The sequence below is a fragment of the Alteribacillus sp. HJP-4 genome (assembly GCF_042139015.1).
Classification (GTDB): Bacteria; Bacillota; Bacilli; order Bacillales; family Marinococcaceae; genus JBHIKY01.
The window spans coordinates 1-17,162 of the sequence record NZ_JBHIKY010000025.1 but is presented as its reverse complement, the minus strand read 5'-3'; the positions used below and the strand labels follow the sequence as shown (position 1 = coordinate 17,162).

Here is a 17,162-nt window from a genome sequence, read left to right as displayed (position 1 = left end):
ATTTGTACCAGTGAATGAGAGGGAATTTACCGCAAAATGACCTGTCATTTACCAGGGTGCATATGGCATTTATTCTTTGTAGGTTTTGGCAACATGTTTATTAGACAAGGTGTATAAATAAAGGCGTTATTAAGTGCATTAACGTGTATTTTTATTCAATGTTTGGGCGTTTATCTCGAAACTGAGTCTTCAAGTAAAGGGCAGGATTGTGGAAGACTCAGTTTCGAGATAATTACCTTGTGGTGACTTATTAATACAATAAATGTAAAATAAAACATGAAAGTAATATTATTTCGATAATACATAGTTTAAGATATTTATGTTGATTTGGTGGGATTTTTTTATTTAAATTAGAAAATATTTCTATGGGGGATAAAGTGGGTACATACGATAATTTTTCAAAGCTGGTTCAAAATACACGAACACTCAACCATTCAACTGTAACTGAGCGATGTGGGAAAATAACCAAAAGGTTAAACATAGAGTATTGGGACACTGAGTCATCCACATCTCATTCGAGGTATGTAGGTTCTTATGGGAGAGGAACGGCGATAAGAGGGTTTAGTGATGTTGATTTATTGATGCAATTACCTGATTCAATATACGACAGATACAATAAATACCTTGGGAATGGGCAGTCTGCACTATTACAAGAGGTTAAAAAATCAATCAGTAAAACTTATTCAGCTACTGACGTCGGTGGGGATGGACAAGTTGTCGTTGTGCAGTTTAGTGACACCATGAGATTTGAAGTTGTTCCAGCTTTTATTAATAAAGATGGAACAAGTTATACATATCCTGATTCAAATAATGGGGGGACATGGAGAAAAACATACCCTGTTGCAGAGGTAGAAGCCATTAATGAATTGAACAATAAGTATAATAAAAACGTAAAAAAGTTGGTTCGAATCATGAAAGCATGGAGAAAAACAAATAGTGTTCCTATATCAGGAATGCTGCTTGAAACACTTGTTATGAATTTTTTAGATGGTTATTCATATAAAGATAAAGGTTATACGTATTATGATTGGATGACTAGAGACTTTTTGAAGTATTTATCAGAGAGAGATCCGAACCAGACCTATTGGCGGGCTAAGGGAAGTAATGTAAAGGTTTATCGAACTGGAAAATTTGAAAATAAGGCAAAAAGAGGATACTCAAACGCGTTAGAAGCTATTAGCGATGATGAAAAGTATCCAATTATTGCATATCAAACTTGGAGAAAAATTTTTGGTTCATATTACCCGCGTTAAGGAGTTATAAATGAAAAAAGAAACATTACTCAGAAACATAGCTGAGTCGGGGTATAACGTTGGATTTGGGGCAAAAAAACATTTTATGACATATGACTTGTACCGGATCTTTCCAAGGTTTATTAGTTGTGCAACTATCTGTATTGGTATCATACAACTAACGAATTTATACAAAGTGTACGTCCAAAATGATATTGGTGATTTATTTTCTGCATTATTGATTATCATCGGTATTATAGGATTAGTTTTAGATTTCCACGGTGACAACAAAGATATCTATGAAGTTAATGGCAAAAAACTTCTATCTTTATTCAATGAATTACGAAGCATGTATAATGAAGTGAAGGAATCCAATGATCAATCAGAAATGCAAGCTTACAAGACACGTCTGAAAGAAATTGAGAATGAGTTTTATCATATTTCACTTTCGAAACAGGCAATTGCCACCCACCTCATCACTCATTTTGGCTTTTTTTACGTGATGCAATCAAAGTGGATAGTTGATGAGTTACATCTCAAAACTAGAGATAAGTTTCCGTTTTGGCATTGGGAAAGTTTCTTCCTATATTTTTTATTAATTATTATTGGTGTTATTCTTTTCACCGTATATAAGTAGGAATTATTTAAGAGTACTTTATTACACAATCTGGGGCGATATTCCAATAAATATTCGCCCCTTACTTTTAGGATTTTATGTAGATACTAATAAAAATAGAGCAATTATAATGAACAAAGAGCCTGTTGTACCATTAATAATCTTTTGAATGAAAGGTGTCTGAATGAGTGGACGAATGGTAGAAATTAGAACAGTGTAAATCGTCATCCATAAGAAACCGATCAATAAAAAAACAGTACCTAATTGAATTAACTCTAGAGTATAATGAGCTTTTTTAGTAATGAATTGTGGAAAAAAGCTCATAAAGAATATAATGACTTTAGGATTCAATACATTAATCAGAAATGCTTGTCCATATATCGAAGTCTTTTTGCTTGGGCCAGTATGATGGATATGATTATCTACAGTAGGGTCAGATTTACCCATAGAGCTTATTAAAGTGGTTATTCCCACGTAAATTAAGTATAATGCCCCTCCCCATTTCAAACCGTTATAAAGAATAGGAGATGTTGCAATGATAGTCGATACTCCTACAATAACCAAAAGAATATGAACAAAAGCGCCACTTAGTGTTCCGATAGCTGTAATAATCCCTATTCCTTTTCCCTTATTGATGGTGTTATTAGTTAATAAGATCATATCTGCACCTGGTGAAATTAATAATCCGAATGATGCTGGTATCGATGTTGAAATAAGAAGCAACGGTATAAGCAGTCATTTCCGCCTGAAACTCTTTCTCCGGCTTGGTATAGTCATTAACGTTTTCTTCTGTATGAAGTTTGGCATGGGTTAGTTCATGTAACAGAGTTTTTGTAACTTGTCGCTCAGAGTTACGCGGATTAAGAGCGACTTCACCTCTTCCTGTGTAACTTACGCCTTTAGCTGCTCCTAACTCTTCATAAGGCTCTACAATTTTAATGTTATTGTTATCAGCTATTGCTTCCATCCCTTGTCGAATCTGACTGTAATTTTGAACCTTCCCATCGATCCATTTGTTAGGAAAGATTTGAGGCAGATCTTTTTGAGTGGCTGTTGTCTGCGAAACATCGAAAACACTTCCAGTTGAATAAACAAGACGACCATCTCTTTTATCGAGTTGGCCGTCTTTTACTTGCTGCTTTTCTGTTTTCGTCGCATATTTCAAAGGTTTCCATTCGCCCTCTTCATCTTTAAACTGTTGTCCTAATCGGTTAGGCACAAGAACCTTTAGACTTTTCTCTCCTTTGTTTACGGAGAACCCTTTGTCTTTCTAGAAGGCGTAGGAACCTACTGCCTCAGCTCCCGGAAACTGTGAATCAATGAGTGCTGTATTACATGGAGAATACCGATGGAACTTCCCCATAAAGTCTAGATAGTCTTTCCTTTGTTCAGGAGAATGGAAATGGTTTGAAATCCTTTTTTTCATCCCCTCTGTAAGTCGATTGATCTCTTCTTTAACCTTTTCTGATGATTTCTTTTTATACGATTGTTTAGACTTTTTCATGATCCCCAGCTCCCTCACTGGTGTTCATGAGTTCTTCCATTTCTTCCTCATCGTAATTTGGTTCAGTATTTAATATAAGTTCCTTTGTTTTCTCAATGAACGGAATATCTAATCCACCAACTATTACCAATATTTAACTCTAGGCAAATAAGGTAGTAAGCATACGAAATTCTTTATATCAAAGGAAGTGGATCATGTTTGCTTCATGCCAAATGTCAAACAAACGTTTGAATAAGCGTTAAGAATTTCTATTAGACTTATCTTCATATAGATGGTTTAATAGCTTTCCCACATAATCATTCATACTCAGTCCTTCTGCTATAGCTTCTCTTTTTAACTTTCCTTTTGTATCAGAATGTATATTAGCTTGTACGACTTCTGTTTCACTATCTATATAAAAAGAATTAGGTCGCTGTATCCAAGTTCCCTTCACTAAGTATTTCATCATCTCTTCGATTTGAATGGATTCTTCCTCAGGGAAAGGAACATCAAAGCTTCGTACCATAAAAGTAATCATCGAATCTTCTTGTTTAACAATCACATTGTTTATATGGACATGGGAAATAAGGTAATGCATAAATTGATATGTAGAAGAAAAGATATTATCACTTTTTGGAAAAGAAAACACCGCATACCCGGGTTTTCGGACGATTTTCCCCTTCATTACGTTTATTTTCTCATCAGAACGCTGTAATGGAAGGGCCTCCTCTACCGAAAGCTCTTTTCCACTTTTACTTTGAATGACAGGCTCTTCTGCATTTAATACTCTTGCCACGAGTTCTCCTTGATGATTATACAAGGGTTCAAACAAATAAAATTCTAAGTCTTTGTTATACACTTTTTCTTGTTTCGTCTCTTGAATCGAAGAAGCATAGGTGTGAAAATCTTCTTCTGTCACAAAGTATCGCTCTAATCCTTTATACATTATCTTTTCTGCTGGTAACTTCCCGCTTTTAATATGACGACTTACCGTATATGCTGTAATTCCTAATTGTTCTGCTATATCTTTGGTGGTCATTCCCGGCTTTTCTTCTTGCGCTTCCAGTCCCTTTAAGGCCTCTTCTTCAGAAAAACGATATTCTCCATCAATATTCCATGTCTCTTTATTATAAGGAATTACTTTTCCATCTTTTATGTACTTATAAATGGTCGCTTCAGATACCTCTAACAATTTCGCTAAATCTTTCGATACATAATAAGATTTATCCATTCTCTCTCCCTCGCTTTATCGTTTGTTCAAACAGATAATATAAACTTAGCAACTTAACAAATTTATAAAAGGTATTATCATACCACTAATATCTATGTTCATTATTATACATAAAGCTTTTATAGTAATCTATCATTTAATAGAATTTATATGTTACTTAATTACAAAACATATCTACATGTTTTATTGTAAATTAAATCATATTAAAGTTATTATTTTTATTATTACCTTCATACATGAAAAATAAGTTCTTATTCGTGTAGAGAAAGAATTGGCATTTAACTAAACATCAAGTAAAATAATAATTATAGAAAACATGTTTCTAAATAAAGTTATTACCTAACTTTAAAATAATAGAGGTGGTTTTCTGATATGCCTTTTTCTTATACATTAATGGATCATGCTTCCATACATACAAATGAAAAAGACGTTCTTTTATCTCATAAAAATCAGTTGCTTGCACAGCTGAGTAATGCTACCTACCTTCCATCAGTTTATTCCAAAATGGAAGAAAACGAAGATGCGATGCTGCCTACTTTTTCTTCGTTATCTGATCTAGAGGTGCTGTATTTCTATGTCCATCGAGAAACGCATGACGATGAAGCCAAAAACCGGAAAAGCCAAACCAAAAAAGAATACCTCCGAGATCTTCTCCAGTTTTATACATTCCTTCAAGTGCAGCTGCAGAATGAAGAAGTCTCTTCTACTTTGTTCCCTTATATAAGGAAGAAACACGTCAGAGCTTACCAAGAGTGGTTAAAGGATGGGGAATTTATGCATAGAAAACAAGGGTACGCGGTGGCAACTCGTGCGAGAAAAATTACCGTGGTTAGAAGCTTTTTAGAGTTTTTATATGAGGAAGAAATCGTGGAGTTTCCGTTACAAGTGGCGTTTAAAAAGAGCACCGTACGAAAAAAAGATAAACCAAAGCGGGAACTAACCTATGAGGAAGTAAAATCTTTGATGGACTACTACAAAGATCACCCGATTAACCATGCGATTTTATTGTTGCTAGCGACTACTGGCCTGAGAGTACAAGAGGTAGCGAAAGCAAAGTGGGGAGATTTGTATTATGATCCTTCCATTAACGGAGGCACCTACTTCTTAAAGGTAATAGGAAAAAATGATGTGAAGAGACATGCCGTAATTTTGCCCTCAACCTTGGAAAGTATTCAACGCTTTAGAAAAAGAAGAGGTCTTTCCGTAGATGTAAACGCTGAGGATCTTTGCCCTTTGTTTACTACGAATAAGGGGAAAGCGTACGGGTTTAAATATCTAAGTCAGTATGTAACGAGGATTATACAGGAAACAGGGTTTTCATGGCTGAAGGTTAAAGGGCCAGTTACCCCCCATTTCTTCCGCCATTTCTTTGTGAATTACTCTGTTTTAACCCTAGGACTACCGATTGAACAAGTTCAAAAAACAGTGGGCCATCAATCAAAGGTGACAACAGAGGGGTATGTTGCAGAAACAATTTCTAAAAAGAAAGATGCGGGTCTACATTGGTCAGCGGAAACATTCTAAGCGTTGTTACATCATGCCGCCCATGGTTTCGGTATGTTATATAAAGGATTATAGAGGTCGAAACATCGGGAGATAAACACTTTCATATGGTTCGAATAATCACTTAGTCTATTAAGATATAACGAAAAATGAATGGAAGTATGTCAAAATGTATGTCACCTGAAACAGACGAAATGGATTCAACAATTGGTTCACTAGCAAATGCAATGTTATTTTCATTAATCTCACTTTTCTCACCGGTATCAATTTCTCCATATTTAACAGAAAAAGTATTTTAAATATTACCAGTGGATAAGTTTGGTGGTAAAACCGTACCAATACTCGCCCTAATTTCAATGTATCTGTAGAGTTTCAAATTTTCGCCACGACGGATGCCTGGTTTGTCTCAACTGAGAACTTTGGCTGGACTCACTGATTGTTTTTTAATAAGGTCTAACCATTTCTACTTACCTTGTTTCCCTAAAGATGACATCCCGTATTTAACCAATCGACTACCCAACTGGTAATCCACAGACCCAGCTTTTTTGGACAAAACCAGTGTTTAGTAGAGTATTCATGTACTTATATAAGTTACTTTTCGTAATGTTTGTTTTTTCTTCAGCCATGCTTATCGGGTTTCCTGCTTTTTCTATCGTATCAATATTGTTTATACACATGTAGGGATGCCTGTTTTAAAACAGGCATCCCTTACAACTTCTATCAACATCATTACACATAGTCGCGTTCTATTTCTTCCTCCCAAGTTTTAGAAAAAACACGATTGTTTCCTTCATATGCATTCATCTTATTAACCAAGTAAAACTTAGTTGAATCAGAGGTCATTTTGCAAAAAGCTTCAAGCTTCGTTTGCCACTCTCCCCTTCCTACATGTAATTCCCATTCACACTGAACTGTAGCAGACAAAGGGTCTCCCTCTTTAATCATGAAGGTATTTTTATTCTTACTTCCATATTCTAATCCATTCTCAGGTAGACGACGCATTCCTTCATCAGAGAAATCTTCCAATTTCCAAACGCGATCAATTGGATTATGGATCACTTCTCTTGTTCTATCTTCTTCTCTAATGATTTCGCGATCCATAACTACTGCAGTTTCTGGATTCTCAAAAAAGGTAGTGAAATCCTTATCTTCCGTAAATTTACGTACTGGCAGACTTAAATAGGTATCACTTGATTCATGTAACGTAAGCTGTACAGGTTCAGGTGATGGCCATGCTTGTGGCCAATAGGTTGGAGATATAGCCACCTCCAAACGATGACCTTCTGGAATTTGCTGGCCTAGTGCATCTAATTTTATTGATACTTTGAACTTTTTCCCTGGTTCCAGTTTTTCCGGATACTCATGAGAATGTTTATGGTTAAGGTTCAGCATTCCCCAGCTGATCAGCGTCGATTCTCCCGTTGGTGCTTTATCACATAGCCTAACTGCTACTAAGGCGTTTTCTTTATCAGAGCTCAATTCTGCGTTAAACACAGGGTGGCCAAGCAGGTCTGTAGTCGCTTGAAAAGGCTCGCTCGTAAAAACAACAGACTTGCCATTTTCTAACCGTTGATCTGCTGGGAGGTCTCCAGACTGACCAAATGGACAAAAGACACCTGCATAAAATCCGTGCTCTTGCACGCTAGGAATAATATATGAACCTTCCCCGATTTTATCCGTCACTTTCAACTTCCCATCACTGATCCATAATTTCTTCGGAGCAACATTTTCAGAAGGCCAAGCGTCATCCGCCACCCATTTTCCTGGTCTTTCCTTATAGCTGACGGCAGGCTTCTCGCTGTTTTGAATCCACGAGATCAATTTAGGCTCCTCCATGATTCCTGTATCCTCGCCTTTTAACCACTGATTCCACCAGCGCAAGCACTCCTGTAAGAATCCGATGGCGGGTTCGGGCGTTGCTACTTCTGGATACTCATGGGCCCATGGACCAATCAATCCTTTACTATCATATGGAAGGTTCTTCAACAGACGGAGCACGGCGTCTGTATATCCATCCTGCCATCCACTGACCGCAAATACAGGGATTTGAATATCATTATAATTTTCACACACCGATCCATGCTTCCAGTAATCGTCTCTTCGCTGATGGCGCATCCATTCCTCCACAAAAGGAGGTGTATTCTCCAGTCTGTCTAACCAATTTCCCCTCCAGCTTTCTCCCACTACTTCCGGATCTTGAGGGCGTGCATTATAAACGAACATAGTTGAAGCCCACCAAAGCATATCTGAAGCTAAGACATTGCCTCCTCTATAATGGACGTCATCCGCATAACGATCGTCTGTCGAACATAAAGTAATTATGGCTTTTAAGGATGGATGCTGTCTTGCGGCCACTTGTAAGCTGTTAAATCCTCCCCAGGATTTCCCGATCATCCCAATAGAACCGGTGGACCATGGCTGATCAGTTATCCAATCCAGCACCTCAAGCGCATCGTCTTGTTCTTGTTTAAGGTATTCATCCTTCAATACCCCATCAGAATCGCCAGATCCACGGATATCCACCCTTATGCTCGCATACCCATGTCCTGCGAAATAAGGATGACGGACAGAATCTCGGATTGCTGTAAAATCATTTTTTCGATATGGAATATATTCCAAGATTGCTGGGACCGGATTCGTTTGTGCATCTTTAGGGATCCAAATTGTTGCTGCTAAATAACTACCATCGGACATAGGAATTTTCACGTGCTGCTCTTTTTTTACTTCTCTTGGAAAATCAGTTTTTACCGTACGTTTTTGAGAATCTTTTATGTTAAAGACCATTTTTCTCTCTCCCTTATGATCATGAACTGAAGTCGTCAGGTATGACATAGTTAATTTTTTCTTTATACTCTGGCGTAACAAATCTCATTATATTTTTAGATAAAAAGTAGATCGTTTGTTTGGCCGCTTCTTCTTTTGATGAGTTAGACCTATTATTTAAATAGGTATTCATCATCCCTTTCCAGACCATCAAAGTAAGATCAGAAATCAAATCAACATCCTCTTGATTTAGATACCCTTCCTCTACAGCTTGTTGAATGAACAGAGCACTCCTCTTAGAAAAGTTATGCTTCATAATGATCGATTTGATTTCTAAAGGCAGTCCAATTAACTCACTCTCATAAATTTTGTAATAATCATCTAATAAATCTTCCGGTGAATAACCTAGATCATCCATAAAAATAACCGAGTAGATTCGAGGTTCTTTAAAAGAGTGCTTACAAAAACACTCCCAAGAATATAACCATTTCTCAATAGTGTTTGTACCTTTTTCCATATACGAGGGCAGTTCATCTGTATAATCTTTTGTGAACCTCATGGCAGCAAAAAATTTCAGATGGGACAAATCTTTAAAGTAATTGTAGGCCGTAGAACTAGTAAAACCAGCACGTGCCGCAATTTTTCGTATCGTTACTTGATCAATCCCTTCTTCTTCAATCGTTTGAGTAGCAGCATCTAGAAAATACTTCCACATCCGAGCTCTTTGAACCCCTTTACGTCCAGCTGTCATTTATTCACTTCCTTTTGTACAGTTTTTGTATTTATATAAATATGAATACTTTCATCTTCCTTCAACCATTTGACTAAAGACATGGTCATTAAAGCGTACATGATCAGTACTGGTACGGAAACTAAGACTGAAGAGGTTTGAACCACATCCAGCCCCCCTACTATGGTCAAGCTAATAGCTAGTGCAGAAAGTAATACCCCCCATAGGAGACGGTGCCAGCGAGCTGGTTCATCCTGATCGTGCAATTCTTTCGTCGCCACACTAGCGATCACGTAGCTTGCTGAATCCAGGGAGGTTGCTAAAAATATGAACCCTAATATAACAAAGAAGATTGAAACAACAATAGATAATGGCAGCGAATTTAATACTTCCACTATTACTGCAGGTCCTCCTTGTTCAGTTAATATCTTAGTTAGATCCAATGGAGTGTTTAATTCAAGATCCATCGCATACCCGCCGAACACTCCAAAGTACAGCCAACTGCCTGCGGATCCCCATAAAAGAACATTAGAAACCAATTCCCTCAAGCTTCTTCCTTTTGAGATACGGGCAACGAAAATACCAATGAAAGGGGCTGTAGCTGCAAACCAGGCCCAATAGAAAACGGTCCAAGCTTGCGGAAATCCACCTTTATTGATTGGGTCCGTATATAAGCTCATTTTCATAAAGTTATCAAGCATCAGACCAAAACTGTTGGTAAAATAAGATAAGATAAAAAGGGTGGGGCCTACAATAATGACGAACAAAGCAATGCCTAGTGCCATATATACATTCCAATCACTTAACTTTCTAATTCCTTTGTATAATCCTAAATAAGCACTGGAGCTGAAAATAAACGTCCAAATAATAATAATGACAATATTCAGCCATAAAGAAGGCTCAATTCCCAACAGGTTACCAAGCACGGCTGCCACCATTGGCACACCAAGTCCCAATGATGTCCCGAGTCCCCCAATCATACTCCATATGACTAGAACATCAATCGCTTTCCCCAGGAATCCATCCGCATGTTTACCCAATACTCCTCGACATGCTGCACTTATTTTCAATGAGTGATTCTTCCTTACAAAGAAACTATAGGCCATAACAACTGCTGGAAGTGCGTAAAGGGCCCAAGCAGAAATTCCCCAATGAAATAATCCATAACTAACTGCGAATTCAGCACTCTCTGTACTTTTACCTTCTATTCCAAAAGGTGGTCCCGTGTAATAATACAAAGGTTCAACAATAGACCAGAACATGATACTAGTTCCCATACTGGCACAAAAAAGCATTCCTCCCCAGCTAAAACGAGAAAATTCAGGCCGGTCCTCTGCATTACCCAGTTTAATTTTTCCACATCTCCCAAATATCAACCAAAGAAGAATAACGAAAAGTCCAATTGTCAAAAACTCAAATGCCCAGTCTAAACGGAATGTAATCCCTGTCATCATGTTTGATATAACTGGACCTGCCGTACCCCGGAAGACCACTAACAAAACCGTTGCTACAACAATTAAAGTGATCGATGGCCAAAAAATGGAATGATCAACCTTATTTTTTTGCATTCTCTTCCCCCTATAAAAAATTTAATATTCTACCAATATGAATACGTTCATATTATGAACATGTTCATAATAACATCTTAAGCTATTTTGTCAAAGGTAGTAGAAACAACCTATGGTTCTTATGGGTAAGCCCAACAACCTCTTGAGCTTGAGTTAAGTAACAACAAAAAAGCCTCTCAAACGCTCTGCGAACGAATGTGAGGCTAGCAAATATATGATATTTTTAACTTTTGTATTACGAAAAGCAATCGAAAATAGCTAAAGTGACAGTGTGAGGGTGGTGTAGGACTTGTCTCTACTAAGAATCGGTAATCACTCTCACTCTCTGTCATATCAAGAATAATAAAGTTTGGCAGGTTGAGCATATTGGTTATCATTTATTTTTTTCCTTTCATGATAGTTGTATTAATCCGCCTTACCTTTAGTTGTTAAGGATTAAAGAGAAATGAAAAAGAGGTTGTCACCAAAAGTAAATTTTTGGGGACAGCCTCCAGTTATCAGTCTCTAAAAATACGGTTTAACAACATATCTAGTCGATTGTCAGTACAATTTTTCCGTAACCGTGACCAGTTTCGACTTCTCGATGTGCCTTTACAACGTCATCAAGTGGGAATGTATTTCTAATGTGTATGTTTATCTTCCCTTGAATGTAAAGGTTAACGAGTTCAGAAAGCCGATCAGTTGAACGTTCGCTTCGTATAGGGCGAACACCAAGTTCCTCTACAAGATCGAACGCAACAATTGTGCCAATACGCTTCTTGTTTTCGACAAGCTTCACTGAAGCTTCCAAAGCGTCACCCCCAGCGGCATCAAAGGCAACGTCTACACCTTTCGGGGAGAGTGAACGTACTCTGTCGACAAGTCCTTCTCCATAGGTAACAGGGATTGCACCTAGTGAACGAAGGTAATCGTGATTGCGTTCGCTGGCGGTGCCGATGACTGTTGCTGCTCCCCATGCTTGTGCCAGTTGTACTGCGAAGGTACCAACTCCACCAGCTGCAGCGTGAATCAATACGGTGTCCCCCTTGCCAACATCTAGCTCACGTAATGCCGTGTGAGCGGTTTGGCCAGAGGCTGTTATAACACCAGCATGCTCCCAAGGCATACCCTGTGGCTTTTGTACAATTTGATCGATACTTACGACTACATATTCGGCATAACAAGTCATTAACGCCCAGCCTAACACCTCATCGCCGACATTAAAGCCTGTGACATCTTCCCCGACATGATCGATCATTCCAGAGAACTCGTTGCCAAGAATCTGTGGGAAAATGATCTTTAGTCCCGGTGGTGTCCAACCACTATTGCGTACAGCACAATCAAACGGTTGGACGCCAGCAGTTTTGACCCGAACTCGAACTTGACCTGCTCCAACTTGTGGGTCATCAAATTCCATTACTCGCAACACTTCCGGAGGCCCATAACTAGAAAATGCTGCTACTCGCATATAACATCTCTCCTTTTCAAATTCCACTTACATTTCTATAAAAGGTTATCGGATGTTTCTTTAGTCAGCTGAAAACCTCAACAGTAAATCCACCAGGAGCTTTAACATAGAAAGTCCAACGATGAGTCCTTATTGGCGGTTTTACATTATATCCATCATCCTTTAATCGTTGATTGATTTCATTTACATGCTCTTTGCTCTCCTGTTCAAAACCTATATGAAAAGACTTGGGGTAGTCGACATTGGAACCTTTCATTAAGGCGAGCAAAAATCCGTCTTCATCGACCATTATAGCGAATGAATCGCTATGATTACCTTTGGTCTGAACGTTAAAATATTTCTCAAAAAACTTTCGAGTAGCATTAACGTCAGTGACAGTAAGATTCATGTGGTTTAGTTTCATCGGTTACATCTCCTTCTTGCCAGTAAAATCTGTTGTTATCTTGTAATAATTATCTTATGATAAATAATAAATAAATTAAAATATATATATTTATATAAATATATAACCTTGAGTATATTAATAGGAGGAGCAAAAATGGAACTGTTGCAACTACAATATTTTCGAATGGTTGCCAGGTTAGAACATATGACAAAAGCGGCGCAAGAAATTCGCATTGCGCAACCCGCTCTCAGTAAAACCATTGCCCGATTGGAAGAGGATTTGGGTGTACCATTATTTGACCGTAAGGGAAGGAATATCCGACTCAATTCGTTTGGAAAGGTATTTTTGAAAAAAGTGGAGATTGCACTTTCGGCACTTGAAGAAGGGAGAAAAGAAGTCGAGGATCTTGCGGGGATGGAACGAGGGCGTGTTTATTTATCAACAACCACTCATAAATGTTTTTCTGACCTCATAGGCTCTTTCATATCGGAGCATCCTGATATTAAACTCCAAATCAGCCAAGCTTCAACATACGAAAAGGTGAAACAACTAAGAAATGGCGATATCGATTTTTGCATTACTTTTCCACCACTTGAAGTAGAAGGAATAAGCGGGCAATCCTTTCTCACTGAAGAAATATTACTAGCTGTTCCTTTCAAGCATCGATTCGCTAACCGGAAAAGTGTCGACCTGAGCGAGTTATCTGACGATGCTTTTATAAGTATAAAAGATGGGAATCCTTTTCGGGCAATGACGGATGATTTTTGTAAAAAAGAAGGTTTTACTCCAAATGTAGTTTGTGAAGTTGACGAACTTTCTGCAATAAGTCATTTCATTCGCACCGGTATTGGTGTTGCTTTTTTGCCAGAAACTTTAATAGAAGATAAAAATGTACCTTTTCGCCTTTTGCATATTGATAAGCCATTTTGTCAGCGTACCTACCAAATAGCATGGCTCGAAGATCGATACTTGTCCATTGCGGCACGTAAATTTCAAGATTTTGTGTATCATTATTTTAGCGAATTTCGCAAACAAAACAATCAACCTTCACTTTAAGCAATTTTATCAGTCTAAGGCATAAATGATATAGGAACCTGTTGATTATGAACAGTCAGGTTCCTATATATTAATTTAAAAAGAAAATATTTTAAGGTCTTCTACACGATAATCCGAATACCCACAAAAGAATACGAAGAAAATATTAAACCCTGATTCTTCTGCTTAGCGTAGAAAAATCAGGGTTTTTATTTCCAAAAAATGTCTTATCGTATAATATCCGCGTTTTGTCGGCAGTACCCTAGAATGAAAGAAAAGAAGCGGGTGAAGGGTTCAAATAAACTGTTACGTTTAAGTATTACGTATCTGTGTTCATTTATACTTTTTTTATTAAATGTGATAATTCCATTATACGTTTTCCTGAAGAAAGACCGGATGTCCCTTTTATTAATCTACCACTTGGTGTAGAAACTTCTTATGGCTGACTTATCATGGGCAAACGAATATTTTTTTATTTTTATTTAATTTTTTAAGTACGGTAATTGAAATTATGAATGTTGAGTGGAATTCCCCATTATTAAGGGGTTGTTTAGAAAAGAGGAGTTAATTCGTTTTTTCCATATACGTGTTTCAATCATCATAATTGTTCAAAAATTCTTTAAACTTTTCCCAACATATTTACTATGTTTATCGTTACAATAGAAAAGTGGAGAGCGCAGATTAACATAAAAAGGAGGGCGTGAATGATGAGAAAACCAAAACGTTCTACTTTAGAAGAACTTATTAAAGAAAATAAAGAAGAACTGATAAGCGATGCAATTGCTATGGATGAGCTAGAGAAAAGGCTCGAAGAAAGAAAATCAAAAGAAGAGAATGATAATATTTCAAAAAGTAGCTAATGTTTAGTAACAGGAGAGCTTTGCTTCTATTTCGTAGATGACAGGGATGTACCAAAACAATTATCTCGTACCACTTTTATGGTGATACGGGATTATTTTTGGAATAATGTAAACTGTTTTTAACCTTTTTGGTTGTGATTTTAACCACCAAAGTCGAGACTAAAATTTTTTGTTTCAGCCCTTGTAATCATTGTTTCTTAAGAGCAAAACTTTCCCACTCGATAAAAATAGGGTAGACTACTCATTATTTTTATTCTTATATTTGGAGATATTTCCCTCAGCTAATTTTTACGCGAATATTGTGTTCTGCGAGGTCAAAAGAAAGACTTTGAGTCATCCCTAAATTCTTTCTCGGGGAATATTGATTCACAAACACTGTGAAATCCTGCTATATTAGGCATCAAATCATCCAGTTCGGTTTCTTCTTAACTTTCTCAATCTTATGTCATCTATCAAAATTCGTTACGGGAATATGAAGATTATGATCTCCTGATGACTTGACTTCGTTAAACCGATAAAAATGAAAAGCGATCAACTTTCAAAAAACGATTTTTTAGCCAATAAGGATCAACCTACTAATCTGTAATATGATTTTAATAGAATAGTTATTTTTAAAAGCACGAATTTAAGTTAAAATTTGCATCGTGAGAATATATGAGTAGGAATGGTTTACATGGTATTAGAAGAATTATCAACTTCTGAATTACTGGAAGCATACACGAAGGCTAAGGAATTAAAGCTTAGTGATGACTTTGTTGATATCTTAAAAGAAGCATTAGAAGAACGTCTCTATACACCAGTGAATTAAAACCATACTCGAACTACATGACCTTAATATTAGCAAACTAGTATAAAAGCTGTTGTTTTTATTCCACCTAAACGATAAATCTATTTTATCTTATTCCTTCTATAAACTTAGCACTTTCTGGTATTATTACACACTTCTCAACATTTCTATGTATTTTGCAAATATTCAATATGAAGTAGTCAATCCGATTCGCCGTGTCTACAGTTTTATTTGTGGGTTTTAGTTCAATAAATTTGAATACTTCTTTTTATATTTCTGGTAGTAAATTGTAGTGTTACAAATCCATTTTTTTCGCTCTCTCCATTTGGGCTATAATATTTTTTCCAGACAGAGTGGTTTCAATGGAAAAGCTATTTCTTTCTCTCAGGCACTCATTAACCATTGTTATGACAGCCCTCCCGGCTTGTAATCGTTTAGATTCTGGATTCAGTGGATCAATTCGGCGAGCACGGCAAGTCGACGTCAGCCGTACAGACCGTGGTTATCGATCCGTTTAGAACCAAAGCGACACGCACAGAATGACCAAAAGACGGTTTGTTCTTTTGGATCAGTCTGTCGTGCCGTCGTCCGCCGGCATCAGCCTTTTGACAACTAAAACGCTTTTCCCATTCTGTAAGTGCTCTCTGGCTTCTATAATCCCTTTCCGCCCCCCTTTTGTTTCCAATCGAGTAGGAGGGGGTGATTAACCCCCGACCTCTCACACCACCGAGCGTACGGATCCGTACTCGGCGGTTTCATGAAAATCCACGTGGTTATATCAACGACTTTAATCCCATACGTCGCCAGTATTGGTCATTTAGCGTATGGTGGAGGATTGGGCTACAGGCAATACGCCAGTAGCCTTTTCTTGTGTTCCCCCACTGGTGCGCTTTTGCTTTGGATACTCCTAAAGCGGTCAGTTCTCTGATTCGTGTTTTGGGTCGCTTCCATTCCTTCCACCTGAGCATCCGGAGTCTTCGTCGTATCCATTCCATTAGCCTGCGAAAGGTAGACGGGGTCTCTGCGAGACCGAAATAGTTCTTCCATCCGGTGAAGAACAGGTTCAACTTTTCGAGGCGGACTTTCATAGAGATACTCTTTCTTCTGGAAGTCAGCGCTCGTATCCGTTCTTTTGCCCTTTCGATAGACTTCTGGTGTATTCGAATTCTTGATTTTCCTTGGACAGACGGAGTGAAGCTGAATCCAAGAAATTTCCGTTTCCAGGGTCGGTCGATTCTGCTCTTTTCTCGATTGACTTTCAGTTTCAGCTTCTTCTCGATAAACGTGAGCATGTTTTGGTACACCCTCTGGGCTGCTTTCTTCGATCCTGCATAGATCTGGCAGTCGTCGGCGTAACGGACAAAGGAGACTCCCCTCTTTTCCAGTTCCTTATCCAGTTCATCCAGGACAATATTAGATAGGAGCGTGCTTAAGGGACTTCCTTGCGGTGTCCCCATGTCATTTGCTTTTGTCATACCGTTTTCCATGACTCCTGCCTGCAGGTACCGCCGAATGAGTCGGA

Annotated in this window: 17 protein-coding genes; 6 read left to right on the top strand and 11 right to left on the bottom strand. The window is 37.8% G+C overall.

Annotated features, from left to right (window positions below; genetic code table 11):
* Positions 1-377: 377 nt before the first annotated feature.
* Together ACE4RR_RS17645 and ACE4RR_RS17640 are read left to right on the top strand one after the other, a co-directional pair.
* The gene (locus ACE4RR_RS17645) at positions 378-1,253 is read left to right on the top strand and encodes an SMODS domain-containing nucleotidyltransferase (protein WP_375536766.1); all 876 of its coding nucleotides are present in this window, start codon (positions 378-380) and stop codon (positions 1,251-1,253) included.
* Between the two features lie 10 nt (positions 1,254-1,263).
* The gene (locus ACE4RR_RS17640) at positions 1,264-1,869 is read left to right on the top strand and encodes an SLATT domain-containing protein (RefSeq protein ID WP_375536765.1); all 606 of its coding nucleotides are present in this window, start codon (positions 1,264-1,266) and stop codon (positions 1,867-1,869) included.
* Positions 1,870-1,944: 75 nt separating this feature from the next.
* Here ACE4RR_RS17640 and ACE4RR_RS17635 read toward each other — a convergent pair whose 3' ends face one another.
* The 5 genes from ACE4RR_RS17635 to ACE4RR_RS17615 form a co-directional block, all read right to left on the bottom strand.
* Complete coding sequence (locus tag ACE4RR_RS17635; protein WP_375536764.1) at positions 1,945-2,508, bottom strand: LysE family translocator; 564 nt, start codon at positions 2,506-2,508, stop codon at positions 1,945-1,947.
* Positions 2,492-3,067, bottom strand: coding sequence for an ImmA/IrrE family metallo-endopeptidase (locus ACE4RR_RS17630; RefSeq protein ID WP_375536763.1), 576 nt, complete (start codon positions 3,065-3,067; stop codon positions 2,492-2,494). The genes ACE4RR_RS17635 and ACE4RR_RS17630 overlap by 17 nt, the downstream gene beginning before the upstream one ends.
* A 51-nt stretch (positions 3,068-3,118) precedes the next feature.
* Positions 3,119-3,352 (bottom strand): hypothetical protein, encoded by a 234-nt coding sequence (locus ACE4RR_RS17625; RefSeq protein ID WP_375536762.1) that lies wholly within the window; start codon positions 3,350-3,352, stop codon positions 3,119-3,121.
* Positions 3,339-3,482: a hypothetical protein gene (locus tag ACE4RR_RS17620; RefSeq protein ID WP_375536761.1), complete on the bottom strand. Its 144-nt coding sequence runs from the start codon at positions 3,480-3,482 to the stop codon at positions 3,339-3,341. Before ACE4RR_RS17620 ends, ACE4RR_RS17625 begins: the two co-directional genes overlap by 14 nt.
* A gap of 108 nt (positions 3,483-3,590) precedes the next feature.
* Complete coding sequence (locus tag ACE4RR_RS17615) at positions 3,591-4,562, bottom strand: helix-turn-helix domain-containing protein (protein WP_375536760.1); 972 nt, start codon at positions 4,560-4,562, stop codon at positions 3,591-3,593.
* Positions 4,563-4,934: 372 nt separating this feature from the next.
* On the opposite strand from ACE4RR_RS17615, the gene ACE4RR_RS17610 reads away from it, so the two are divergent.
* Positions 4,935-6,086, top strand: coding sequence for a tyrosine-type recombinase/integrase (locus ACE4RR_RS17610; RefSeq protein WP_375536759.1), 1,152 nt, complete (start codon positions 4,935-4,937; stop codon positions 6,084-6,086).
* 708 nt (positions 6,087-6,794) lie between these two features.
* On the opposite strand, the gene ACE4RR_RS17605 is transcribed toward ACE4RR_RS17610, so the two are convergent.
* From ACE4RR_RS17605 to ACE4RR_RS17585, 5 genes are all read right to left on the bottom strand, one after another.
* Positions 6,795-8,849 (bottom strand): CocE/NonD family hydrolase, encoded by a 2,055-nt coding sequence (locus ACE4RR_RS17605; RefSeq protein WP_375536758.1) that lies wholly within the window; start codon positions 8,847-8,849, stop codon positions 6,795-6,797.
* Positions 8,850-8,868: 19 nt separating this feature from the next.
* A complete protein-coding gene (locus tag ACE4RR_RS17600; protein WP_375536757.1) occupies positions 8,869-9,579 on the bottom strand; it encodes a TetR/AcrR family transcriptional regulator in 711 nt (236 codons plus the stop codon).
* Complete coding sequence (locus tag ACE4RR_RS17595; protein ID WP_375536756.1) at positions 9,576-11,126, bottom strand: BCCT family transporter; 1,551 nt, start codon at positions 11,124-11,126, stop codon at positions 9,576-9,578. Before ACE4RR_RS17595 ends, ACE4RR_RS17600 begins: the two co-directional genes overlap by 4 nt.
* A gap of 529 nt (positions 11,127-11,655) precedes the next feature.
* Positions 11,656-12,573 (bottom strand): NADP-dependent oxidoreductase, encoded by a 918-nt coding sequence (locus ACE4RR_RS17590; RefSeq protein ID WP_375536755.1) that lies wholly within the window; start codon positions 12,571-12,573, stop codon positions 11,656-11,658.
* A 64-nt stretch (positions 12,574-12,637) separates the two neighbouring features.
* Positions 12,638-12,976, bottom strand: a complete 339-nt coding sequence (locus ACE4RR_RS17585) for a VOC family protein (protein WP_375536754.1) — start codon at positions 12,974-12,976, stop codon at positions 12,638-12,640.
* A 135-nt stretch (positions 12,977-13,111) separates the two neighbouring features.
* On the opposite strand from ACE4RR_RS17585, the gene ACE4RR_RS17580 reads away from it, so the two are divergent.
* The 3 genes from ACE4RR_RS17580 to sda all read left to right on the top strand — a co-directional run bounded on the left by ACE4RR_RS17580 (position 13,112) and on the right by sda (position 15,661).
* Entirely contained in the window at positions 13,112-14,014 is a 903-nt protein-coding gene (locus tag ACE4RR_RS17580; RefSeq protein WP_375536753.1) for a LysR family transcriptional regulator, read from the top strand.
* Positions 14,015-14,697: 683 nt separating this feature from the next.
* Positions 14,698-14,853 (top strand): FbpB family small basic protein, encoded by a 156-nt coding sequence (locus ACE4RR_RS17575; protein WP_375536752.1) that lies wholly within the window; start codon positions 14,698-14,700, stop codon positions 14,851-14,853.
* Between the two features lie 664 nt (positions 14,854-15,517).
* Entirely contained in the window at positions 15,518-15,661 is a 144-nt protein-coding gene (sda, locus tag ACE4RR_RS17570) for a sporulation histidine kinase inhibitor Sda (protein WP_375536751.1), read from the top strand.
* Positions 15,662-16,413: 752 nt separating this feature from the next.
* On the opposite strand, the gene ACE4RR_RS17565 is transcribed toward sda, so the two are convergent.
* Positions 16,414-17,162, bottom strand: a 749-nt coding sequence (locus ACE4RR_RS17565) for a reverse transcriptase domain-containing protein (RefSeq protein ID WP_375536750.1), incomplete at its 5' end; no start/stop codon positions are given.